Origin of the sequence: Candidatus Poriferisocius sp. (assembly GCF_965214065.1) — a bacterium.
GTDB lineage: Bacteria > Actinomycetota > Acidimicrobiia > Acidimicrobiales > Bin134 > Poriferisocius.
Genome location: NZ_CBDCAT010000028.1, coordinates 1,302,516 through 1,325,894, shown reverse-complemented (window position 1 = coordinate 1,325,894; position 23,379 = coordinate 1,302,516). Strand labels below are relative to the sequence as shown.

Genomic DNA, 23,379 nt, shown 5'->3' with positions numbered 1-23,379 from the left:
CTGACCTGCTCATGGCAACGGCTGGGCGTCGAGCAGTACAAAGGCCAGGCGAGCAGGCACAGCACCCCGGTTCTCCCAATGGTGGGCAGTGCCGCGCTGGACCACCGTGTCGTACTTGTGCAAGGTCACCTCGCCTTCGTCCAGCAGCAGTGTGACTTCGCCGTCAAGGACAACCATGTAGTCGATTGTCCTGGTTGTGTGCATACCGGGTCGGCCGTCGCTGTGCGTAACGGCACCCTCCCTTGCCAGCCGCTCAGCGGTTTCTGTAACTGCTCCCGGGGCCAGTTCGTGGCTAGGAGGGAGCTCAACTAACCAGAACAGCGAGCCTTGCGGAGGGGCTTCGAGGCGAGTCTCCCGCAGAGCGGCATCGGTGACCTCCCCGGAGTTGTCGGCTGGGGAGCCCTCTGTTGTCCAGATCTGTACCCGGCGCTTGTAGTCGTGGACATCGTTGAAGACGATCACCGACCGACCGTCGGCATCGTGGCCGGTGACCACCCGGCGGATCTCGTTGGCATTGTCCATTGTCTGCCTCCTTGTAGATCGATCAGAAGATCCTCTGGCCGCCCTCAGAGCGGCATTACCCGTCCGCCGCTGGCGTGAATGGTGGCTCCAAGCATCGCGTGGCTCGGAGCAGAGGCGGCATAGGCGATCACATCGGCCGCCTCTTCGACCCCCAGGAGCCGACCCCACGGCAGCAATCCGCGGTGAACAACATTCAACATGCGTTCGTCCTGTTCAGGAGTTGGAGGATTCTCGCTGCCCATGCCGCCGGTGGAGATTCCCCCAAGGGCGACAACGTTCACCACAATGCCGTAGGGGGCCAGTTCTGCCGCAGCCGACTTGGTCCAGGCGATCAAGCCCCCCTTGGCGGCGTTGTACAGGGACACAGGGCTCATATCGGCCGGAGGCGGGTTGAACGGCGCCGTGGACGCCACGCTGACCACCCGGCCGTAGTTGGCCTCCTTCATGGCCGGAACGACCGCCTGGGTGCACAGCATCGGGCCAAGCAAGTTGACACCGATGACCTGGTTGAATTCCTCGACTTCGAAATGCTCAGTGCTGCTGGCCCCGCCGATGGCGGCGTTGTTGACCAGCGCATCGATGCGGCCAAACTCTCCGAGCACGGTGTCGGCCATCGCGGCGACATCGTCACGATTCGATATGTCGGCCCGCACCCAGATCGCCCGCTGGCCGGTATCTTCCACAATGGCCCCAGCGCTCTGCTCGCCCCAGTCCTGGCGGAGGTCGACTAGCGCGATGTCGTAGCCCCGTTGGGCAAGGGCCCGCGCGGTCGCCCCACCCACTCCCCAAGGGCGAGCCCCAGTGACGATGGCAACCCTGTTCTCGGTGCGTGTGGTCATTCTCTGTGCTCCCTTAGCTCCTGTGATGGGGGGGAATTGTCGGACTCTGTCGGGCTATGGGTGGGATCGAAGGTGACCAGCAGCTGGGTGCGGCCACGAAGGATGTAGCTGTCCATGAATGCGTCAGTGTGTTCGTTGGCCAGCGTCACGTTGGGCAAGTCCAACATGGCGTTGGTACCAACCTTGGCCTCAAGGCGGGCCAAGCCCTGGCCAATGCAATAGTGCTCTCCATAGCCGAAGGCCACATGGTCATTTGGATCGCGATCGATTTTGAAAGCGTCAGGCATCGGGCATGCCTCAGGATCTCGGTTGGCGGCCGCGAAGGCCAGCCATGCGAACTCTCCCTTGGCCACCGGCTTCCCTCCGAGGTCGGTATCGCAAGTTGCAACTCGGAATAGACCAGTTACCGGCCCTTCGTGGCGCAGCGCCTCCTCGACGAACGCCGGCACTAGGTCCCGGCTCGAGGCCAGGCGATCACGCAAGTCGTGGTTGGTGGCTAGGCGGTGGCCAATGTTGCCCAACAGCGTGGTGGTCGTCTCGTTGCCGGCCAGCAAGAACTGCCGCAATGCCCCCATGCGCTCTTCGTAGGTCAGCGGCTCGCCATCAACCTCGGCGTTGGCCACATCGGAGATCAGATCGTTGCGGGGCTCGGCTTGGCGCTGTTCGACCAGGGTTGAGAAGTACTGGTCAAATTCGTACTCCGATTTGATGTAGCTGCGTACCTCGTCGCGACTGGGTCGGGCTCGCCCGATGGGAATGGCGAAGTCGTCCGACCATCCCTTGAACATCTCCAGTTCGTCTTCGGGAACCCCCAGCATCCGCGAGATCATCACCATCGGCAACAACACGGCGTATTCCCGGACGAGATCGGCTCGACCCCGCTGGGCGAAAGCAGCAACCAGCGAATCGGAAACCGACTTGACCTCGGGCTCCAATGCCCGAAGGCGCGCGGGCCGAAAGGCACGGTTCAGAGCTCTCCGCTGGCGCACGTGTTCGGGAGGATCGGCCGTGTTGAGCACCCGACCTCTTGAGCGGCTGCGAAATCGAGCAACCGCCTCGGCCATCTCGGGTTCCTCTTCGACGGCTCTGGCATGCTCGGCCACTGGATTGCGAAATTCATAGGTGGCAGTGGGCGAACGGTTTGACCAAGTGGCCGGGTCGAGCACAATGTCGCGAAGCAGTTGGTAGCTGGTAATGACCCAGGCCCCCATGGCCTCGCTGTAGAACGCGGGATCGGATGCCGACCGCACATCGTCGAATAGCGGCCAGGGACAAGCCAGTAGTTCCTCGTCGCGATCCAGCAGCCGCTGAATCCGGCCGTCCAGTAAATCCGTCATCTTCGGGAGTACGTGTCGATCATCGATGCCACGGGCGACTAGTTGGCCGCCACTGGACAATCGCCTTCCACCAGGAGCCTTCGCAGTACGCGATCGCCCTCCCAAGGATCGCGCACCGCGAAGTGAGCAGTGCACCGCTCGTCCCAGATAACGACATCTCCGTTGCGCCAGCGCCAGCGACACGTCACGCTGGGATTCGTGGCGTGTTCGGTAACGGCAGCCATGACTTCATGGCTGGCTTCGTCATCGAGCCCGTCGACGGGGGCATCCCCAACGCAGAAGATCGCCTCCTCCCCCGTCTCAGGGTGCCGCCGAAGCAGGGGCTGGTGCACCCCCTGGAGGTTGTCCCGCCAAACCTGGGCTTCAAATTCTGGAAAAATCGTCTTCTTCAAGCCAATGAGGGTGTCGGGCACACTGTGCACTGTAGAGCGCCCCTGCATTTGCTCCCGCAGCTCGTCGGGCAGCCTCGACGCGGCAAGCACCAAGTCGGCCCACATGGTGTCACCACCCACAGACGGTACGTCGATGGCCCGCAAGATGCCGAAGGCGGGCGGGTTGGGGGCATACAGCACATCCAGATGCCATCGGTCGGTCAGCAACTGGTGGTCGCTTTTGACCCTCAACTCCGACGGCTCGGCCGAATCGACACCAGCAAGACGGTCCATGGGATGGATCCACGGCTCGCCGAGAGACTGGGCAAGTCGGACGTGCCCAGCATCGTCTAGGAACTGATCGCGAATGCCAACCACCTTGTACTCCAGCAAGGCTCTCCGCAGGTCCGAGGCCGTATCGCCGTCGAGTTCCCCGAGGTTGATGTCCAACAACTCGGCACCGAGTGCCGCCGTGAGTGGTTCAATTCGCATGCTGCTGACCTCCCGTTTCTACGTTGCGGCAGATATATGGCTCTACTTGATCTGCGCCCGAATTGCGAATGCTGTAACCGGAATCGGCCGGCGACCTCGCCAACTACCCCGCCAACACCACCCGGGTACTACACCCCGAGGGGTGTCCTCGATCTTAGGACTGGCCACGGATGGAGATGTTATGGTGCGCATATGCGCACCACTATCACCATTGATGATGAGGTATACGAAGAAGCCCGGCGAATCGCCTTTGAATCTCGCCGAACCCTCGGCGAAATCATCAATGAGCTCCTTACCGAGGGGCTCAAACTTGTGGCTCAGCCATCAAAGCACCGCCAGCTTGGGCAGCTCCGGGGAACGATCACCATCGCCGATGACTTCGACGACACCCCGGTTGAAGTGCGCGACTCCCTCAGTGCTCCGATCTGATGGCCGACCTGCTGCTCGACACCCATGTTCTGCTCTGGGCCAACGAGGCGCCAGAGCGGCTTTCTCCCGAAGCCGTCACCGCGCTGGAAGACCCGACAAATCGCCTACTTGTGTCGGCTGTCTCGGTTGCTGAGATCGAGATCAAGCGACGGCTTGGAAAGCTGTCCATGGAACACAGCTGCCAAACCCTGGTGTCTCGGCTCGACGGGGCGTGGCTCGACCTGACTGCCGCTCACACCATGGGACTGCGTGCACTGCCCCTGCTGCATGCCGATCCGTTCGACCGGCTGCTCATAGCCCAGGCGGTCTCCCATGGCTGCCCCCTCGTCACAGCCGACCAGAAAATCCTCGCCTACCCAATTGAAACGCTCACCGCTTGACCGGCTCTTATCAAGTGTGGCTCTTGGGAGGCAGCGGCCTATAGGACTGCTGGGATCGCGGCCAGAGTGAGGGTGGTCTATTTTGCAGGTCGTATATGACTACGTGGAGCGAGTTCTGTGATCGGATTGCGGCCCTCGGCGAAGGCCTCGACGATGAGGGGCAGCGGCACCTGGCCAACCAGGTGGCCTGCTGGCTGACTTATTCGATAGGCCACAACGATCCCCGCCATCCTGCCTTCTTCCGGAGCAGCGACCCGGTGTACCAATGGGGCGGGCCCAACGCCGATCAGGTGGCCCGAAGGACTGCGATCGACGGGGACGGGGTGTACCGGATCTCGGGCCAAATGGGCGCTTGCGAGGAATTCGTGCTCCAAGTCAAGCTCGGGGCTACTCAGAGCGGTGGCGCGGGCGTTGGGTTGGAGGTGACCGGATCAAGCCTCGGAATTGGCCCTGGAGACGAGATCAACATCTGGCTGGGCGGCGAAGAACGCAACGACGGCCTCGGAAGCTGGTTGCCGCTTGATCCCGAGGCGTCGTTTGTGCACATCCGCGACTACTACTTCGACTGGCAGCCCGCCGAGCCGGCCACCTTTGTCATTGAGCGCCTCGACACGGTTGGCGAGCCCAAACCCGATGTCGACGCCGCCGCCATCCTCAGCACCGCGTTGGGCGAGATCGAGCACTCCTTCGACTTCTGGAACGGCTACCAGGAGCGCATGCTCTGTGATCAGCCCCCCAACACGTTCCTACCCCCAGCCGGGATGGGCCGCGGCGTCAAGACGCTCATCTACAGCCACGCCGGGGTGGCCATCGATGCCGACCAAGCCCTCATAGTCGACATCGACCACCGGGGAGCCGCCATGTGGGACATCCAGCTCTACAACCGCCCGTGGTATGAGGCGCTCGACTTCACCAACCGACTGACGTGCCTCAACCATGCTCTGATCGAACCTGGGCCCATCGTCATCGCTGGCTGCGATCCTGGTGGATCCAACTGGCTCGACACCGAAGGCCGGGACTCAGTTCTGTGCACCATCCGCTGGTGGCACCCACCCGGCACCCCGGTGGTCGAAGCGAAGGTCGTCCCAGTCACCGAGCTCGACCTGCCCCCAGTGGACCGCCAAACCCAGATCGCCCGCCGCTCCTCCCATATCGCCTGGCGCTACCGGACTTGAAGGCTCGGGCTCTCAGCCCTGCGCCAACAAGCGCATCATGTTCGACCGAGCCTTCCTCGGCGGGTCCAACAACCACCGCGACCGCGCCGCTGCCCTTGGCGATTGGTAGAGCCAGGGAGGGTGAAACCTCCGGAGAGGCCCGATACAGTCCCGCATGCTGGAAGCCGCAGGAGATGTCATGTCGACGAAGCCACTCATAGGGAATGTCGCAGTCGTGACCGGCGCGGGGCGTGGTATCGGACGGGCGTGTGCTGAGCGTTTGGCCCAAGAAGGCGCCGCGGCGGTGCTTGCGGCTCGTTCTGCCCATGAACTCGATGAGGTTGCGGCCGGGATCCAGGCTGCCGGCGGACGGGCCGAGGTGGTCGTGACTGATGTGTCGGCACGGGCTGATGTCCGCCACCTCTTCGAACGCACCAAAGAGGTCTTCGGCCGGCTGGACATCCTGGTGAACAATGCCGGGGCGATGCAGCCGCTCGTACCGGTGGGGCAGCTTGTTGACGAAGACTGGGACCGCTGCTTCGACGTCAATGTGCATGCAGTGCACTACTGCTGCGACACCGCACTTGAGTTACTTGCCGCTGGTGACGGCGGGCACATAATCATGATCGGCTCCGGCCAGGGTCATTCGCCCTCACCAGGAGCCGCTGCTTACTGCTCGGCAAAAGCAGCTGTGTCTATGTATGTCCGCGTGCTGGCACTAGAACTCCGGCCCCGGGGCATCACGGTCAACGAGATCGTCCCGGGTGCGGTTGCCACTGAGCTGTTGAGCTGGACGGTGGGTCTGCCGATGGAGCGGCTGCATGAGCTGGAGCCGGCTCTTGGAGGAGATCGCATGAAGGATCCCAACGAGGTAGCCGACTACGTCGCGTTTCTCGCTACCCGCTCAACCAAAGCCGGCCCGACCGGTCAGTGCTTCAGCCTGCTCGGGCGCGACCTGTGAAATCGTTTTAGGAATAGGGGCCGTTGGTGCGGAAGGCGAAATAGCCGTAGCCCTGGCGCTCCGGTCCGTCTAGGGCTGGCACTGCCTCCAGGGGCGTGGTGATCTCCTCGATAGCGGGGCCGATCTGATCGGCGATCCCCCGCAACTTGTCGACATCGAGCCCATAGACGCGGGCGGCGTTCTCGCCGACGATGGCCCGGACCTTGTGGTGGGGAGTGCCGGCCATGGCGTGGCGCAGGGAGAGATGGGTCATGGGCGTCTCGTCGGGGTCGTCGGAGTATCGCCAGGTGCCCTCAGGGTGGGGATAGTCGCGGCCCCAGAATATGTTGGTCCACCACCAGTCCCCCACTGCGGCCTCGACCTCGAACGGGGCGACGAAGCTGGCGCCGACGAAGACGTTGGACTTGAAATATTCGCTGGGTGCCTTCGAGAGTTTTCCGTTGCTCAGCGGCAGGGGGGCCTCCGCAGCTGAGTCGAGTTCGACAAGCGCCGACGGGATCCACACGCCGGGCTGTTCGGTCATGGCCAGTTTGAGTCCCGGAAACCGCTCGAAGACCCCACCCAGGATCATGCGGGCGATCGCCCTGCGGTTGTAGGCACCGCCAGCTTCCATCAACAGCAGCGGCGTCCCGTTAACCGCCCGCACGGCTGGGTCAGTTGCTGCTCCAGCATGAGTGGCCAGCACCATTCCGGCTTCTTCCACCGCAGCCCAAAACGGGTCCCAGTGGGATTCGTTGTACTGGACCCACTGCGGGCGGGCACTGGGGAAGTTCACCGCCCGCAACCCGTGAGCCGCGGCCCACCTCACCTCTTCGATTGCGGTGTCGAGGTCCCACAGCGGAATATGAGCCAGCCCGATCAGGCGCTCGGGGGCCGCCGAGCAGAAGTCGGCTAGCCACCGGTTGTAGATCTGGAATCCCACTCCGGCCAGCTCAGGACTGTCCAGTTCGGGCCAACCCAGGTCGTTGAACGGCATGGGTTCGCCATTGAAGCTGTTATGGAACATCACTTCGGCGGCGATTCCGTCTCGGTCCATGTCAGCCAGACGAGCCTGCGGATCGCCGTGTCCCGAAGTCTTCAGATACAGCGCTCGCCCTTGTCGCGCTCCTGCCCGCATTTCCTCGACCTGCGGGCTGATGACGAACTCATCAAAGGCCTCTAGGTGTTCCTCGGGACAGTACGCACGCAGCGCATCCAAGGTTGGTCCCACATGGGAATCCCCCGAAACCAACAGCACCCGCTTTTCGCCAACGCTTGTCAACTTAACTCCCCCAGTCGCTCGCGGACAGCAGGCGCGTTTCGAGTTGGGCGGGCTGCTCGGTGGGGAGCAGGTAGCGCCAGAAGATGGTGCCGGTAGGGGCACCCGCGGTGTCCAGCCAGTTGGGGACGCCGGGGTCGCGGTGGGCGAGGATCATGCGGAATGAGCCATCAGGCTCGAGCACCGTTTGGCGTCGATTCAGGGAAACCCGGCGGCTCCGGTATGGCGGGGTCTGGATAAAGCGGTTGTTGAGCACCACGTTGGCGAACCGGCATTGCGGAAACCGACCGCGAATCTCAAGCGCCTCGTCCGGTCCGAGCTGATAGCGGGTCGATCGGTAGGCGTTGTCGGCCGCGGCGTAGCCAATGGCCCGGTTTCCCTCATCGAGCGGAGGATTTGTGAACTGGTTGGAAACGGTTGAGCTCCACGCCAGTGGTTCTCGCGGGCCGGAGGGCCAGTTCACGGTAACGCTGCGAAGAAAAGTGATCGCCCGCTGGAGTCCTTCGGCGCAGGTCTCGTCATCGGGTATTGCTGGCGGACCGGGATCAACCGTTGGCTCGATGGACAGCGGAACGTGCATGTTCGGGTCGGTTGCCGCGGGGCGATCCCACTCGAAGTAGTGCCGGGTGGTGATGCTGCCGGACTCCGGCGAGAGCGCTAACCAATTGCCGGGCTGGGGGTTCTGGCTGGCGTGCAACTCGTAGCTTCCATCGGCGTTGACCTCGATCTCATCGTCGTTGAGTGTGGCTCCGAGCCCGCTCGACATCGCACCGCCAGCGGTTCCCTGCTCAACCGTAAACGAGGTGTACACCGCCCCGGCCAGGTTCCCCCGGATCACATAGTCGCGACCGGGATCGATCACGCTGCCGTAATAGATGGCATCAGGGTTGTCCCCCAGCAGCTTCTTGGTCGGAGAGAACCACCGATAGAACCACGGCCGGGCCGGATCAGCCTGCGACCAGAACTCCAAGGCATGCTGCAAGCCATTCAGAGCAAACACCCGCGCCTCCGCCCGGTCGTCAGCAGTCGGCATCGCTCTTGCCTCCCGCCACCAATCGCGCTCGATCTCACCCATCAATTCAACGAGTTCATCCCATACCTTTGCCGATCGGTCAGCCACTTGAAACTCCTTCTAATTGCGCTTGGCTCTCGCTATTCAAAATCGATCAGTGGTCAGAGTCAAGCAGCGGGCCAAAGGCGGCGGCGCACCGCTGGGAGTCGTAGAATTCGCGGAATCGGCTGATCAGGCCTTCCCGCATGTCCACCAGCGTGATGTAGCTGTTCTGGTATCGCTCACCTGAGCCGAGCATATGGCCGTCGCTATCATACTCGACCAGGAAACGATCAGGGTCGGAGAGTTCGTAGATCTCGGTGATATGGAAGGCCATGCTGACCAGCCCGTACGAGGTTGAAAGCCGGTCGTAAACCGCCTGTTTGCCAACGGTGCGCGAGGGCTTCCCCGTAAACGAGAATGGAGCCTCGAACACGATGTCGTCGTGCCAGTACTGCGCCAATGCATCGACATCGCCAGTGGCGATCAGATCGAAATACTCCCGAATCTGCCCGAGATTGGCTGTTTGGCGAGCACCTATGTCCACGAGCGGAATCTACCTTCTACGGGCTTGACGTGTTCCCGGCCGACGACGGTTCCACTTCGGTGACTGCCGACCAGTCGTAATGATCGACCACACACTACGGACCACTAGAGTGTTTTCCAGTGCGCGTCATGATGACAGGGGCAACGGGATTCATCGGCGGTCACACCGCGGCGCGGGCAATCCAGGCAGGTCACGAAGTTTGTGCGCTGGTGAGATCGCCCCAAAAACTTGAAGACCTCTGCGACGCCTTCGACTTGCCCCCGATCGATTTTGTCGTGGGCGACATGACCGATCCTGATGCCGTCACCTCAGCTCTCGACGGCGCCGACGCGGCCATCCACTGCGCCGCCGTCGTGTCGCTCGACGCCCGCGGCAACGCCCAGGGGATTGAGAACAGCATCACTGGTGCCCGGCTTGTGCTCCAGCAGGCCCACGCCATGGATCTCGACCCGATCATTCACGTCTCCAGCGTGGCTGCCCTGTTCGACCCCGGAGCAGGCTCGCTCACGGTCGATCACCCCCCTTCTTCAGCCGGTTACACCTACGGCCAAGCCAAGGCCGACGCGGAGATAGAGGCCCGGAAACTCCAGGCTGACGGGGCTCCTATTGCCATCGTGTATCCGAGCGCGGTGATTGGCCCGCCCGCGGGCTCGGCTTTCGGGGAGGCCAGCGAGGACATGGCCCGATTCAGCGCAACCGGCATCATTCCCACCCGCAAGGCCGCGGTGGCCATCTCCGATGTCCGAGATATGGCCTCGCTCCTGGTGGCACTACTTGAACCGGGCCATGGGCCCCGTCGTGTTATGTGCGGCGGTCATCTGGTGGATATGAACCTCTTCGCCCGCATCCACCGCGATATCACCGGTCGAAGATTCCCCATGATGCCGCTTCCCCCTTCTGCTCTCCGGGGGATGGGTCGCGCGGCTGACGCGATACGTCGTGTCGTCCCGATCAACTCGGCCATGAACAGATTCAGTATGAGCGTCCTCACCCAGTGGGAAGGATCGGAAGACAGCGATCTCTCCGTATACGGGGTTGAGTTCCGCGATATTGAGGAGACTTTCTCCGACAGCCTCGCCGCTTGGCATGAAGCCGGCCTCCTCTCCAACCGCCAGATCGGCGAAGCAATCCCCTCCCCTGATCCCAGCAAAGCGCCGACACCGCCCAAGGGTTTCCGGATGCCGGCCCGCGTGGTGCTCTCTCGGCCGTTCAGGATCCTCGGTCCGCGCATTGTGCCGCGGGCCCACCGGGCGATCAACCGGCTCACCCGGGGGCGAACACTGCTCGATTCCGCCACCCAGCCAATGCTCATGCTTTTCTCCACCGGCGCCAAGACCGGACAGACCCGAGAGACCCCACTCGGCGCGGTCCCGCTCGAAGAGGGCCGCTTCTTGGTGGTGGGCAGCAACTTCGCCCGCGGTGATCATCCCGCGTGGACAGCCAACCTCCTGGCCAACCCCAATGCCGAGATCGTATTCCGCGGCCAGCGCACACCAGTGCAGGCTCGACTCCTCACCGGTACCGAGCGGGAATCAAGGTGGCAGACCGCAGTGGGCTGGTATCCGCTTTGGACCCAGTACGACGCCGTAACCGAACGCGAGTTGCGCTTGTTCGAACTCGAACCCATAACCGGTGGAACGGGCAGCTAGAGCACTGGCCTGCCTGGGATCTTCGCCGAGCGATCTCCTAGTGGTAGGTCAGATACTCGTTTAGCTCCCAGTCGGTGACTGCTTGGGAGAATCGGCGCCACTCCTCGCGCTTCATGGCCACGAAATTGGCCACAAGTTCTGAGCCCACGGCTTCTACCAAGACCTGGTCGGCCTCGAGGGCATCGAGAGCCAGGCTCAGGTTCTCGGGAGCGCAGCGCACTGTGTTTGCGGTTTCAAGTCCGTCGCCCTCCTCGCGCGGGGGTGGCGAGATCTGGCCTTTGGCTCCGAGCAGCGCGGCCTGCAACAGCGCTGCGGTGGCCACGTAGGGATTCGACGCGCCATCAGGCACTCGGTTCTCCAGACGGGTGGCAGCACCGCGATCCTGGGGAACGCGAATCGCCACGGCGCGGTGGTCGTAGCCCCAATTGGCCCAATAGCCCGACAACTGCCCGGGAATGAGCCGCTTGTAGGCGTTTACGGTGGGGGCGCACAGCGCGGTCAGCGCCTCGTGATGCTCGAGCATGCCCCCGATGCCGTGGTGGGCGAGGGCGGAGAGCCCATCGGCGGCCTGAGGATCTTGGAACAGATGCTCGCCGGCATCGTTCTGGAAGCTGATGTTCACGTGGAGGCCGTTCCCGCCGCGATCGCCGAAAGGCCGGCCGAGAAACGTCAACAAAAGCCGGTGTCGGGCGGCGATCTCACGGCACAGCAGCTTGAGGAGGAAGGTGTTGTCGATGGCCTCTAGGGGCTCCTGGTGCTCGATCGTGAACTCGAATTGAGGGGTGTCGTACTCACTGGCGATGGTCTCCAACCCAATGCCCGCAGTTGCGGCCGCGGCCATGATGTCGTCCAGCAATCCGGAGGGGTCCACCAGCGGGCCGGTTCCATAGCAATGCGAGCCCGGGGTGTCCCATTCCTCCCAGCCTCCCTTTCCGTCGGGTTGGAGCACGTAGGCCTCGAGCTCGGTCCCGACTCTGGCCCGGTACCCGGCGGCCTCGAGGTCATCGACCGCTTTGGCCAACGCGTTCCGAGGCGAGATGGCGAGGGGCGTGCCGTCCTGGACGAGATCGGCGATGACTACGCCGGTCGCCTCCTGCCAGCATTCTCTGACCCGCTCTAGGTCGTAGACAGCACGGAAATCACCGAGTCCGTCGAGCACTTCGGCACCGGGGGCTGGAATCAAAGCCCGGTCGTATCCCACCCCGAAGATGGCGATGGAGAAGCCCACCTCTCCGGTGGCCGCCGCCATCGGGATGTATTTTCCGCGGGCGAAGCCGAACAAGTCGGGGTAGAGCACCCGCACTCTGGTGTGGTCAGGATTTGCCATGGAGCACCTCCCATATCCGGTTCGGTGAAAGCGGCGTGGTCACGTTGGTCCAGTCCACGTCGGGCAGCGCAGCGCAGACAGCATTCACGACCGCAGCGTAGGCGCCGTTGGTTCCCCCCTCCCCCATCCCCTTCATCCCCCCTGGGGTGTACGGGCTGGGGATCTCCAAGTGCTCGATGCGGATGTCAGGCATCGTCGCGCTATCGGGAACGTGATAGTCGAGCAGCGTCGACATCAGCGGCTGACCATTGTCGTCGTAGACGAACTCCTCGATCAGCGCTGCGCCCAAACCCTGCGCCACACCCCCTTGGATCTGGCCTTCGACGATGGTGGGGTTGACCATGGTGCCGCAGTCGCTCACCACCACATAGTCCTCGACGGCTACTTGTCCGGTGCCAGGATCAATCGCCACCCGACAGGCATGGGTGGCATAGGAGAACGTGGCGCTGGCGGGGTCGTAGGAGTACGACTCCGCCAACCCAGGCTCGATCCCCTCGGGAAGCCGGAATCCCTGCCAGGCCCGTTTGGCCACGTCAGGGATGCCTACACCGACTCCGGTACCCGCCACGCGAGCTTTACCCTCACCGAGCTCGATGTCCGCGGGACTCGCCTCCAGCATCTCAGCCGCGATGGCTCTTATCTTGTCCGCTACCCGCTGGGATGCGACAACCGCGGCTCCGCCGCCCACGGCAATCGATCGCGAGGCGGCCGTGCCGTAGGGAGAATACGGGGTGGTGTCGGTGTCGCCGTGCACCAGCTGAATCGTGTCCAGTCCCACGCCGAGTTCGTCGGCGACCAGCTGGGGAATGGTTGTCTCCAGACCTTGGCCATGGGGAGAGACCCCGGTTGCCACCCGAACCGACCCGTCTGGCTCAACGCGGATGTCGGCGCTCTCAAATCCTCCGATGCTGAGGCCGATGAACTCGTTCGCGGTACTCGGCCCGATCCCGGCCATCTGGACGTAGCAGCAATAGCCCACGCCGCGGAGCCGCCCATCGTTAGGAGCGTCAGGACCGCTGTTGATGAGCTGGCTGGCCCGCTGAAGCGATTGCGGGTAGTCACCGTTGTCGAACTCGATCATGGTTCGAATCCGATAGGGCAGCTCTTCGGGGCCGATCATGTTCTGAAGCCGAAGCTCTACTGGATCACGACCCAGCTCCGCGGCCACCCGGTCGACCACTCGCTCGCGAATGAACGCCGCCTGGGTCTGACCGAATCCCCGATAGGCCCCAGTGGTCATGGTGTTGGTGGCCACCACCCGCCCTAGGCAGCGGACGGCATCCCAACGGTAGGGGCCGGGCACAACACCGAACACGGTAAACAAGGGGCCTCCGCCGAAAACTGTGAACCGACCTCCAGCGTTCCGAGAACCCTCCACTCGCAGCCCCCGCAGCGTTCCGTCATTGTCGAATGCCACCTCGATGTCGTGTATCTCATCGCGGGCGTGGGTGGTGGCTATGAGGGACTCGGATCGGTCCTCGACCCATTTCACCGGGCGGCCCAAGTCCATGGCCGCCGCGGCCACGATGACCTCGTCCTCATACACGTGGTCTTTCAGCCCGAAGCCGCCCCCCACATCAGGGGCGATCACCCGCACCTGGCGCTGAGCCATGCCCAGCGCCTCGCACAGTGAATCGCGCACCGAATGCGGTGCTTGCGTCGAGGTGTAGGCCGTGAGCTTCCCCTGGAGCCCGGGCACCGCGACAATCCCTCTCCCCTCAATGGCCAACCCGTGAACCCGCCCGATCCGCAACTTCATTTGCAGCGTGCGGTCCGCGGCCGCGAACACCGCCCCGGTGTGATCCTCTGAGTCGCCCGCTTCGAACGAGGCCAGTACATTCGATCCGAGCTCGGGATACAACAACATCGCGTCAGCAGCCATTGCTTCGTCGACCCCCAACACCGGGTCGAACTCTTCGATGTCTAGGCCAACTCGTTCGGCCTGGTCTTCGGCCAGATACCGAGAATCAGCGATAGCCACGGCGATCGGCTGGCCCACGTATCGCATTGTGTTGTCGATCACCGGGGTGGAGCGCTGCTGCTGGTCGTCCAAAATCCACAGAACGGGCAACTCGCCGGGAATGAGCTCTGCCAGCCGATCGGGGCCGAAAACCGTGGCCCGGCCGTCGTCGGCAGGATCGAATCCGATAAGACGCCCGTGGGCCACCGGACTCCGAACAATGGCGGCATGGACCATGTCAGGCAGCACGATGTCATCGAGATAGCGGCCCGTGGCGCGAAGCAGCCCGTCGTCGTTGGTACGGGGAACCCGCTGGCCGACCAACCGGTGCTTCATAGGTGCCGCGACATTAGTGGTGTGTCGCAAAAATAATCGCTCGTGTCCTGCTAGGCATCGACGCTCCTCGCGGCGTTGCGCCTCCTTGCCGTACGCTCCGGGTATGGCTGCGTCGGTGCGCCTTGCGAGGAACGCCGCTGCCGTCGCAATCCACGGCGCAATTTCTGCGACACACCACTAGCGAGCGATTGCGAAGCCCATCAGGGGCGATTGCGCTGTCACCGGCCCAAAGGCGAGACTCGCAGGAGATGCCAGACACATTGATCCGCAACATCGGCCACCTGGTCACCTTCGACGAGAGCGACCGGGAAATGGAAGGCGCAGACATCCTGGTGTCCGGCCAGCGCATTGCCGCCGTCGGCCATGGCCTTGAGGTTGATGACTCGGTCGAGGTCATAGACGGCCAAGGGCTACTGGTGCTGCCTGGTCTGATAAACGGGCACCAGCATCTCTATCAGGTGGGGCTGCGATCATTTGCCGAGCTGGAGCGGGCGCCCATTCACCCCTGGCTGACCGCGCTCCATGTGAAAACGCTGTATCTCTGGCGCCAGGGCCATTACACGCCGGCCTCGGTGGGCGCGGTCGCCCGAGCGGGGATGGTGGAGTCTCTGCTGGGCGGGGTCACCACGGTGGCAGACCAGCACTACGTGTTCGTCGAGGGCAAGACCGAGCCCTTCATCGAGGAGATGATCGAAGGCGCCCTCGAAACCGGCATCCGGTTGCACGCCGGCCGGGGCTCGATGACCAAGGGCAAGAACCGAGGCGGCGTCGTGCCCGACATCGCCTGTCAGTCGATCGACGAGGTCCTGCGCCACTCGCAGGAGCTCATCGACGGGTACCACGACCCCGATCCCCTGGCCCGTATCAGAATCGATCTGGCTCCTTGCGGGGTGCACACCGACGAGCCTGAGATGTACCGCGAGTTCGCCCAACTGGCCGCCGAACGGCCGGGAATTGGCATGCACACCCATCTGTACGAGGTCATCGACACCGGGTTCTGCGTCGACACCTACGGAGTCACGCCATGGAACTTCCTCGTCGAAAACGGCTGGGACAATGACCGGGTGTGGCTGGCCCACATGGTCGATCCGCCCCATGAGGAGATCCCAGAGTTTGCCCAGGCTGGGGTGGGCATAGTGCATCTCATCGCCCCGGACCTGCGCATGGGGTGGGGATTGGCGCCCTTGCGTAAGTACCTCGATGCCGGATGCAAGGTCGGGTTCGGGACAACGGGTTCGGCCTCCAACGATGGCTGCAATCAACTCGGCGACATCCGATTGGCGGCTCTGGCCCACCGCGACATGCATTTGCCCGCACACAAGTGGCCGAGGGCGTACGAGTTGCTCCGGCTGGCAACCAGAGGCTCAGCGGCGTGCCTGGGACGCCACGATCTGGGAGCCATCGAACCGGGGATGGCCGCAGACATAGCCGCCTGGGATATGACCACCGTCGACCGGGTGGGGGTCCACGACGCAGTAATCGGCCTGGTTCTCGGTGGGCTCTCTGATAGAGCCTCATTGGTAATGGTGAATGGCGAGATCGTCGTGAGGGACGGACGCTGCACGACGGTGGACGAAGATGCCATAGCCGAAGCGGCGCGGGACGCATACCCCGTGCGTCCAGACCCAAGGCGGCGACGCAGCTGACATCCCGGAGCATTCGTAATCGACGCTCCTGCGAGAAAGGGGTAATGTCGGTTGTTGTCCGACACGAGCGCTGTTCTGGTGGCAGCGCCGTACGAGGGGGAGGTACCCGTGTCACGACGTTCTTCGTTCCTATTCAGGATCTTCGCACTGCTGATGGTCTTCGGTTTGCTCGCCGCAGGGTGCGGCAATGATGACGACGGGGAGGCGGAACCGGCACCCGAACCGGCACCGGCCGAGACTGAGCCGGAGCCCGAACCCGAGCCCGAAGTCGAGGACGAGCCTGAGCCCGAACCGGAACCCGAGCCCGAAGAGGAACCCCTCAGGGTGGCGCTTCTGCTGCCAGGGGTCCGCAACGACAACTCGTTCAGCCAGGCGGCCTACGAGGGGTTGCGCGACGCGGTGGCCGAAGACGGCAACGTCGAGACCCAGGTTCTCGAGGAGATCATCGACCCCACCGATTCGCTCCCGGCCATTCGCGACTTTGCCAGCCAGGGATTCGACCTGATCCTGGGGCACGGCATCGAATACGTGGATCCGATCCAGCAGCTCTACGCGGAGTTCCCCGATGTGTCGTTCTCTATGACTGGCGGCATATTGGTGCCCGGCTCGGTCACGAGCGACAACGTGGTGGACTGGCTCTACAACGTGCAGGACATGGCCTATCCGAACGGCATTCTGGCCGCAAAGGCAGTGGTCGGCGACACCATTGGGATCGTCGGAGGCCCTGAGTTTGACTTTGTGAAGACCATGCACCAGTCGTTCCGCGACGCAGCTTTGTCGGTGAACCCCGACATCGAATTCCTCGAGGGCTTCGCCGGTTCGTTCGTCGACGTTCAGGCCGCCGCCGAGGTCACCCAGCAGCTCATAGACCAGGGCGCGGACTTCATCTACTGCTCTGGTGACGGAATCTGCATCGGTGCGGCCCAGACCGCATCAGCTGCGGGGATTCCAATCTCGGTTGGATTCGGCTCTCAGGAGCAGACGGCACCCGATGTCTATCTGGCCGCCACCGTCATTCGCATGAAAGACCTGTACCTGGATTTCTTCGCCCAGGTTCGCAACGGAACCTTCGGCACCCCCGACGGTGAAGTGCGCGCGGTGGGCGAAGAGGGATACGCGTTCTATCCCGGTGGCATCTTCAACGCCCAAGTTGAGGTCTTGCCAGTCAACACCAATGCAACGGTTGAGACCGCAGCGAGCCTTGACGAACTGCAAGCCGCGCTCGACGAGCTGGTCGCGTCTATCGAGGCCGGCGAGTTCTCGATTCCCTTCCCCGGCTAGCCGGCTGCACAATCATTGAATTCTGAGACTGGCGCGGCGCCCGCATCCGGCACTCCCCTGTCAGTTCGGGGTGTTTCTCGGCGGTTCGGGGTCGTCCAGGCCCTAGGGGGCGTGGATTTCACCCTTGAGGAGGGTGAGATTCACGCGCTGGTCGGCGAGAACGGCGCGGGCAAATCCACGCTAGCCAAGATTGTCGCCGGATCCATCCACTCTGATGCCGGGTCTATGACTCTGTTCGGCGAGCCCTACCAGCCGGTATCGCGCCGGGAAGGCGCCGCTGCTGGGGTCGCCCACGTAAGGCAGCAGCTCTCTCTAGTCCGAGGGCTCACCGTCGCCCAAAACCTGCAACTGGGACGACCGGATGCGCCTGCGGTTTTCAACGCGGGCGCGGCCCGGGCCGAGGTGGAGCGCTGGTCCGACGAATTCGGGCTGGGCGTCCCCGCCGAGACGCTCATCGATGACATGCCGCTAGCCGTTCGACAACAAGCGGAAATCCTCATCGCGGTGGCGTGGGGGGCACGGCTGCTGATCCTGGACGAGCCCAGTTCCGCACTGGGGCCTCTCGAAACCCAGGCCCTCATCGCACTGTGCCACCGTTTGCGCTCTGAGGGCACTCCGATCATCTACATCTCCCATCGATTGCCCGAGTTGACGGAGTTGGCCGACCGGCTCACGGTATTGCGAGCAGGCCGGGTCGTGGTTGAAGGGGCCGATGTGCGGGAGGCCGACCTCCGCGAGGTAGCGACGCTAATGATCGGCGACGTCACGCTGCTGGAAGTCAACCGGCCCGAGATCCAGCGGGGGTCAACTCGATTGACGGTGAGCGACCTCTCGGTTTCGTCCCCGCACGGCGTCGGATGCCACGGCCTCGATTTCGAAGTAGCCGCCGGTGAGATTCTCGGTGTGGTCGGCATCGCCGGAAACGGTCAGGAGTCACTGGCAAAAGCCCTCACCGGACAGGTCAAGCTGGCCACCGGCAGCGTCACGGTGGATGGCACAGACATTTCGGGATCGGCGGGCCAGGCGATAACGGCGGGCGTGGCCCATATCCACGAGGACCGCTCCAACGGTCTCGCTGCGTCATTCACGGTTGCCGACAACGCCACCGCCCGGCATATCGGCAATCGGCGATTCACTAGATTCGGCGTGCGTTTGGGGGACAAGATCGCCCTCCACGCCCGGGAACTGATCGAGCGATTCCATGTCCGCCCTCCAGAACCCGCAGCCATGGCCAGCTCGCTTTCGGGCGGGAACCAGCAGAAGCTGATGGCAGCCCGGGAACTGGAGCAGAATCCCGCAGTGCTTGTAGCCCATGGGCCGACCAAAGGACTTGACCCCGAGGCCGCCAAGGCCATGCGCGATCGCTGTTTTGCCGCGGCCCAGGCCGGGGGTGCCGTGGTGGTGATCTCTGCCGACCTCGACGAGGTGGCCGACCTGGCCCACCGGATCATCGTGCTGTACCGAGGCGTGGTGACCGATGCGTTCCCTTGTGAGGACATGACGCCCGAGCGCCTGGGCGCGGCTATGGCCGGTTTGAGCGAGTCCTCGGGAGCAACCGGTGACTGACATCGCAGCCGGGGGCGAGCGAGGCGAAATCAAGCACGCACCAGCGGGGACCAAAGAGCGCAGCCTCACCACTTCATTGTCGACGAGCAGCCTTGCCGTTCTCATCGCGGTGGTGGTTGGCGGGCTGATCATGCTCTTTTCGGGAGAGAATCCCCTCACTGCCTATGGGGCCATGCTCGACGGCGCCTTTGGGTCGAAGTTCGCGCTGGGGGAGACCTTGTCCCGGGCCGCACCTCTGGCCATCGTGGGGTATGGCACCGCGGTGGCGCTTCGAGCCGGGCTGATCACTATCGGCGCCCAGGGCCAGGTTGTCGCCGGTGCCATAGGGGCGCTTTTGACGGCCCAATTCTTCGAGACTGCACCGTCTTCGGTAGCCATTCCGGCCGCCGCCATCGGAGGCGCCATCTTCGGCATGGCCTGGGTGCTGATCCCGGCGTTGCTGCGGGCCTACTTCAGCGTGAACGAGATCCTCTCAACCCTGCTGTTCACCGAGTTCGCCGCCCTGCTCATCGAGTACCTCCTCAACAACCCGCTCAAGCCCCCCACCGCGATCACCCCGCAGTCCGACCCCTACCCGGACAACGGCATCCTCGGACTGGTCATCGACGGCACCCGCTTCCACACCGGGATCTTCGCCGCAGTAATCATCGGCCTCGCCTTCATCTGGTGGGTGCGCTCAGATCGGGGATTCAGCTACGACCTCTACGGTGAGAACCCGAACCTGGCCCAAAGCCTGGGCATCTCCAGCAATCGGGTCATCATCAACTCGCTCCTCATCTCCGGGGCCACCGCCGGTCTGGTCGGTTGGATCCAGGCCGCCGGCCTTCTCCAGCGGGTCTACGTGGGGATCGCATCCGACATCGGGTTCTTCGGCCTCGTCGTCGCCTTCCTCGGGGGCGCGACCGCGGGCGGCGTGCTGGTGGCCGCGCTCCTGTTCGGGGCTCTCCAGGCCGGCGGGCTGGCCATGCAGTCTTCCGAGGGCATACCTGCCTCACTCTCCGACATCATTCAGGCGCTCCTGTTGCTCGGGTTCTCAATCCGATATGCCCCCCAGATCATTCGCCTCACCCGCGGGGTCATGGCCAACTTCACCCTCGTCGGGAGGAGACGCCGATGAGCCAATTGCTGGAGGCCACGTTTTGGAGTGCCACGGTGGCAGGCGGCCTGCGGTTGGCCACCCCGCTGATCTACGCCTCCATCGGCGAGACCTTCGCCCAGCGGGCCGGCGTCTTGAACTTGGGGCTTGAGGGGTACATGATCATCGGCGCCCTGACGTCGCTCTATGTAGCCGACCCCACAGTGGCCCCGCTTGGATTCTTAGTGGGAGGCCTGGCCGGGATGCTGTTGGCCGCCTTCATGGTCTTGCTTTCGATTCGCCTGTACGCCAATCAGGTGGTCGTCGGTTTCGGCCTGACCATCCTCGGCATCGGGACAACCGGGTACATATTCCGGGTCACCACCGATGTCGGCGGAAGGGACCGCCAGGTGTCTTTGCCGTCAGAGGTCGACATTCCGCTCCTGTCCGACATCCCCTGGCTCGGCGACGCCCTTTTCGGCCACAGCTGGTACACGTGGCTGGCCTTGGGTCTGGTCTTGGTGACCGGATTCATCGCCTCTCGGACCATCTTCGGCCTCGAAGTAAAGGCAGTTGGAGAGGATCCCGATGCCGCGGCGGCCCGAGGCGTGGATGTGGTGCGTGTCCGCACCATGGCCACGCTGATGTCGGGGTTCCTCGGCGGGCTGGGCGGTGCTGCCTTGATGCTGGGCAGCGTGGGGCGGTTTCAGCCCTGGCTCACTGCGAACCGCGGTTTCATCGCCCTGATCGTCATAATCATGGCCAGCTGGAGCATATGGGGTGCCGCCGTGGGCGCCTTCGTGTTCGGTTTCTTCGAGGCGCTGGGGTTCAACCTGAACAATGTGTTCGTCGACGTTCCCGTCGAGGGGCTAAACGCCATCCCGTTCTTCGTGGCCTTGTTGATTCTCACCGCCAGCGCCCGCTGGGCCCGCATGCCCCGGGGGTTGGGCGAGAACTACGTCCCGACTGTTTGATCGAGCAGGGCTCGCAGGACCGCTCTGTCTTCATCCGAGCAAAAGGCGGCGTCAATGGCACGATGCTGGGCGGCGACCAGATCGGCCATGTCCCAGTTGAGATGTTCCACGGCCAGCATGAGCTCGCTGCACAGTGAGATGCCGAGCGTCTCGGGATCATCGGTGTTGATGGTGTAACGCACACCGGCGGCAGCCAACTCTTTGATCGGATGGTCGTCCAGGCTTGAGTACAGCAGGGTGCAGTTGGACGTGAGACAGACGTTCAGCGTGATGCTGTTGTCCAATACCAGGGCCAAAACCGCTGGATCCTCGGCACAGCGAACCCCGTGGTCGATGCGGCTCACGCCCAGAAGCTCGATGGCATCTCGGACACCATCGGCGCCCGACGACTCGCCTGCATGGGCGGTGCGCCCTAGACCGATTCGCGCCGCGTCGGCATAGGCGGGGACGAAACGAGGGCCGGTCCGACCGGCTGCATCCTCGTTGCCGTCTATCGATAGCCCGACAATCCGGGCCAACCCTGAACCCTCGATCCACTCGACCAGTTCTTTGGCTTCCCGCTCGGATTGCTGTCGCAGAATCGATGGGAGTAGGCGATAGTCGCCAAGCCCATCCGCCTGGGCCCGATCGAATCCCCGGGCACACGCGGAGAACAGCCCAGCCGTGGACAGTCCCGACCAGTGGGTGGGGTTCACGATAACTTCGGCGTAGACGATGCCCTGGTCATGGGCGTAGACCGCGAAGTCATAGGCCACCTGCTCGGCGGTCGGCCTGTCGCGTACCAGGCCGCAGACCCAGTCCAGGGTTTCCAGAAAATCGGCGAGATTGTCTGCCTCGAAGAGCCGGTCGACCGGTCGGGGGGGCTCTTCGCCGGCGATGGCAGCCAGTTCGGCGACCCTCGTGGGGCGAAACGTGCCCTCAAGGTGGATATGGAGCTCAACCTTGGGGACGGCGCGGACCTGCTCCGCGGTGAACAGCGTCATGTGTAGATGCCGGGGGGAGGATCCCATCCAGTGAGGACGTGCCGGCCGATCTCGACGTGCTTCCACTCAACCGGATCGTGAAGCGTGAGGGTGCGGACGTTCCTCCACCATTGATCAAACCCCAGGGGGCGACGAGCCGAGCGAGTGCCCATGAGCCCGTAGACACCTTGAGCGGCGGCCAACCCGGACCGGTCGGCCGCTGACCGGGCGGCATAAATGGGAATGGCCAGTTCGGTTCGGCTCATCTCGCCCCGCTCAAATGAATCAAGGGCGTGGCCACACCGCATGGTCAGCTCGTGGGCGGCCGCAAGATCGGCAACCAACTCCCCCATCGTCCGCTGAACCATGGGGTCCTCAGCCGCATTGTCCACCTCGGCTGAGGGCCATGGGCGGCTCTGCTCGTTGACGAAAGGCACTGCGGCCTGAAGCGCGCCGATGCCGATGCCCACGTTCACCGCGGCGAAACCGGCCTCGAACCGGACCCCGGAATGGGGCAGCGGCGCTCTACCGGGGATGCTGGCCACCCACTCGGGACCCACCCTCACTTTCTCAAAGCTGATGCTGCCCGAGTCGGTGGCGCGCTGTCCAAGGGCATCCCAGTCGCGGTGGACCGTCATACCCGGGTTGTCTTTGGCCACTAGGTTCAGTTGGAGTGCGAAGAATGGGTTCTCCGGCGTGAATCGCTCGGGATTGAAGCCCCACACCGCCACGTAGTCGGCCTCCGCGGCGCCGGTGGTGTAGATCTTCTGGCCGTTGACCACGTAGCCGCCGTCTTCTTGCTCGAGGGCCAACGTGGTGAACGGCTCGGCCACCGTCTTGCCCGCCTCAGCCACTGCCAAACCCAGAGTTGCGTTCTCGTCAAGGACCAGCGAGGCCAGGCGGGGCTTGAGGTCGTCGGCGCAGTAGCTGAAGATCTCTCTCACCAGTTCGTCGTGCACCTTGTAGACCTGTGCCACCGACGAGTCAGCCGTGGCCAGCCGCACCTGGGCGTGCAAGCTGGCGGTGTGAGATGCGCCGACGCCACCGAACTCCGCAGGGACGGCCAGCGCGAGGATTCCGCAGCCTTTGAGGGCGTCAACGGCCCGAGTGGGATACCGACCGGCATCGTCGTGCTCGGATGCCAGCGGCGCCACCACCTCGGCAATCACATCGTCCAGCGTCTCCAGAGCGCGCTCTTCATCACCGCTGAGCTGGGGGGGCGCGATCGCCGAGCCCAAGAACCGTGCCAATGTCATCGTTGT

Annotated in this window: 21 protein-coding genes; 10 read left to right on the top strand and 11 right to left on the bottom strand. The window is 63.6% G+C overall.

Annotation, left to right across the window (positions count from 1 at the left end; genetic code table 11):
- Positions 1 to 9: 9 nt before the first annotated feature.
- From ACOOGG_RS17600 to ACOOGG_RS17585, 4 genes are read right to left on the bottom strand one after another with little or no spacing between them, the layout of a single operon-like run.
- On the bottom strand, positions 10 to 522 hold the full coding sequence (locus tag ACOOGG_RS17600) for a cupin domain-containing protein (protein WP_420437439.1): 513 nt from the start codon (positions 520 to 522) through the stop codon (positions 10 to 12).
- Positions 523 to 566: 44 nt separating this feature from the next.
- Positions 567 to 1,361, bottom strand: coding sequence for an SDR family NAD(P)-dependent oxidoreductase (locus ACOOGG_RS17595; protein ID WP_420437437.1), 795 nt, complete (start codon positions 1,359 to 1,361; stop codon positions 567 to 569).
- Positions 1,358 to 2,698, bottom strand: a complete 1,341-nt coding sequence (locus ACOOGG_RS17590) for a cytochrome P450 (RefSeq protein WP_420437435.1) — start codon at positions 2,696 to 2,698, stop codon at positions 1,358 to 1,360. The genes ACOOGG_RS17595 and ACOOGG_RS17590 overlap by 4 nt, the downstream gene beginning before the upstream one ends.
- A 38-nt stretch (positions 2,699 to 2,736) precedes the next feature.
- Entirely contained in the window at positions 2,737 to 3,561 is an 825-nt protein-coding gene (locus tag ACOOGG_RS17585) for a TauD/TfdA dioxygenase family protein (protein ID WP_420437433.1), read from the bottom strand.
- Positions 3,562 to 3,753: 192 nt separating this feature from the next.
- Here ACOOGG_RS17585 and ACOOGG_RS17580 point away from each other — a divergent pair, with 192 nt between their 5' ends.
- From ACOOGG_RS17580 to ACOOGG_RS17565, 4 genes are all read left to right on the top strand, one after another.
- Complete coding sequence (locus ACOOGG_RS17580; protein WP_420437431.1) at positions 3,754 to 3,990, top strand: hypothetical protein; 237 nt, start codon at positions 3,754 to 3,756, stop codon at positions 3,988 to 3,990.
- The gene (locus tag ACOOGG_RS17575; protein WP_420437429.1) at positions 3,990 to 4,370 is read left to right on the top strand and encodes a type II toxin-antitoxin system VapC family toxin; all 381 of its coding nucleotides are present in this window, start codon (positions 3,990 to 3,992) and stop codon (positions 4,368 to 4,370) included. Before ACOOGG_RS17580 ends, ACOOGG_RS17575 begins: the two co-directional genes overlap by 1 nt.
- A 95-nt stretch (positions 4,371 to 4,465) precedes the next feature.
- The gene (locus ACOOGG_RS17570) at positions 4,466 to 5,545 is read left to right on the top strand and encodes a hypothetical protein (RefSeq protein WP_420437427.1); all 1,080 of its coding nucleotides are present in this window, start codon (positions 4,466 to 4,468) and stop codon (positions 5,543 to 5,545) included.
- A gap of 178 nt (positions 5,546 to 5,723) precedes the next feature.
- Positions 5,724 to 6,485 carry an SDR family NAD(P)-dependent oxidoreductase gene (locus ACOOGG_RS17565; protein WP_420437425.1) on the top strand — a complete coding sequence of 254 codons (762 nt, stop codon included), beginning with the start codon at positions 5,724 to 5,726 and terminating at the stop codon, positions 6,483 to 6,485.
- A 7-nt stretch (positions 6,486 to 6,492) separates the two neighbouring features.
- Here ACOOGG_RS17565 and ACOOGG_RS17560 read toward each other — a convergent pair whose 3' ends face one another.
- From ACOOGG_RS17560 to ACOOGG_RS17550, 3 genes are read right to left on the bottom strand one after another with little or no spacing between them, the layout of a single operon-like run.
- On the bottom strand, positions 6,493 to 7,695 hold the full coding sequence (locus tag ACOOGG_RS17560; protein WP_420437423.1) for an amidohydrolase family protein: 1,203 nt from the start codon (positions 7,693 to 7,695) through the stop codon (positions 6,493 to 6,495).
- A 52-nt stretch (positions 7,696 to 7,747) separates the two neighbouring features.
- Positions 7,748 to 8,863, bottom strand: a complete 1,116-nt coding sequence (locus ACOOGG_RS17555; protein WP_420437421.1) for a DUF1214 domain-containing protein — start codon at positions 8,861 to 8,863, stop codon at positions 7,748 to 7,750.
- A gap of 46 nt (positions 8,864 to 8,909) precedes the next feature.
- The gene (locus tag ACOOGG_RS17550; protein ID WP_420437419.1) at positions 8,910 to 9,341 is read right to left on the bottom strand and encodes a nuclear transport factor 2 family protein; all 432 of its coding nucleotides are present in this window, start codon (positions 9,339 to 9,341) and stop codon (positions 8,910 to 8,912) included.
- A 128-nt stretch (positions 9,342 to 9,469) separates the two neighbouring features.
- Here ACOOGG_RS17550 and ACOOGG_RS17545 point away from each other — a divergent pair, with 128 nt between their 5' ends.
- Positions 9,470 to 10,990 (top strand): nitroreductase family deazaflavin-dependent oxidoreductase, encoded by a 1,521-nt coding sequence (locus ACOOGG_RS17545; RefSeq protein WP_420437651.1) that lies wholly within the window; start codon positions 9,470 to 9,472, stop codon positions 10,988 to 10,990.
- Positions 10,991 to 11,027: 37 nt separating this feature from the next.
- Here the strand turns inward: ACOOGG_RS17545 and ACOOGG_RS17540 are convergent, their stop codons facing one another.
- Together ACOOGG_RS17540 and ACOOGG_RS17535 are read right to left on the bottom strand one after the other, a co-directional pair.
- Positions 11,028 to 12,317, bottom strand: coding sequence for a glutamine synthetase family protein (locus tag ACOOGG_RS17540; RefSeq protein WP_420437417.1), 1,290 nt, complete (start codon positions 12,315 to 12,317; stop codon positions 11,028 to 11,030).
- A complete protein-coding gene (locus ACOOGG_RS17535) occupies positions 12,304 to 14,613 on the bottom strand; it encodes a xanthine dehydrogenase family protein molybdopterin-binding subunit (RefSeq protein ID WP_420437415.1) in 2,310 nt (769 codons plus the stop codon). Before ACOOGG_RS17535 ends, ACOOGG_RS17540 begins: the two co-directional genes overlap by 14 nt.
- A 248-nt stretch (positions 14,614 to 14,861) precedes the next feature.
- Between ACOOGG_RS17535 and ACOOGG_RS17530 the strand changes: the two genes are divergently transcribed.
- The 5 genes from ACOOGG_RS17530 to ACOOGG_RS17510 all read left to right on the top strand — a co-directional run bounded on the left by ACOOGG_RS17530 (position 14,862) and on the right by ACOOGG_RS17510 (position 21,155).
- Entirely contained in the window at positions 14,862 to 16,259 is a 1,398-nt protein-coding gene (locus tag ACOOGG_RS17530; protein ID WP_420437413.1) for an amidohydrolase family protein, read from the top strand.
- 153 nt (positions 16,260 to 16,412) lie between these two features.
- Positions 16,413 to 17,540: a BMP family protein gene (locus ACOOGG_RS17525; protein ID WP_420437411.1), complete on the top strand. Its 1,128-nt coding sequence runs from the start codon at positions 16,413 to 16,415 to the stop codon at positions 17,538 to 17,540.
- A gap of 111 nt (positions 17,541 to 17,651) precedes the next feature.
- On the top strand, positions 17,652 to 19,106 hold the full coding sequence (locus tag ACOOGG_RS17520; RefSeq protein WP_420437409.1) for an ABC transporter ATP-binding protein: 1,455 nt from the start codon (positions 17,652 to 17,654) through the stop codon (positions 19,104 to 19,106).
- The gene (locus ACOOGG_RS17515) at positions 19,099 to 20,223 is read left to right on the top strand and encodes an ABC transporter permease (protein ID WP_420437407.1); all 1,125 of its coding nucleotides are present in this window, start codon (positions 19,099 to 19,101) and stop codon (positions 20,221 to 20,223) included. The genes ACOOGG_RS17520 and ACOOGG_RS17515 overlap by 8 nt, the downstream gene beginning before the upstream one ends.
- Positions 20,220 to 21,155 carry an ABC transporter permease gene (locus ACOOGG_RS17510; RefSeq protein WP_420437405.1) on the top strand — a complete coding sequence of 312 codons (936 nt, stop codon included), beginning with the start codon at positions 20,220 to 20,222 and terminating at the stop codon, positions 21,153 to 21,155. The genes ACOOGG_RS17515 and ACOOGG_RS17510 overlap by 4 nt, the downstream gene beginning before the upstream one ends.
- Here ACOOGG_RS17510 and add read toward each other — a convergent pair.
- Together add and ACOOGG_RS17500 are read right to left on the bottom strand one after the other, a co-directional pair.
- Positions 21,137 to 22,138: an adenosine deaminase gene (gene add, locus ACOOGG_RS17505; RefSeq protein ID WP_420437403.1), complete on the bottom strand. Its 1,002-nt coding sequence runs from the start codon at positions 22,136 to 22,138 to the stop codon at positions 21,137 to 21,139. The genes ACOOGG_RS17510 and add overlap by 19 nt on opposite strands.
- Entirely contained in the window at positions 22,135 to 23,373 is a 1,239-nt protein-coding gene (locus ACOOGG_RS17500) for an acyl-CoA dehydrogenase family protein (RefSeq protein ID WP_420437401.1), read from the bottom strand. Before ACOOGG_RS17500 ends, add begins: the two co-directional genes overlap by 4 nt.
- Between the last annotated feature and the right edge of the window lie 6 nt (positions 23,374 to 23,379).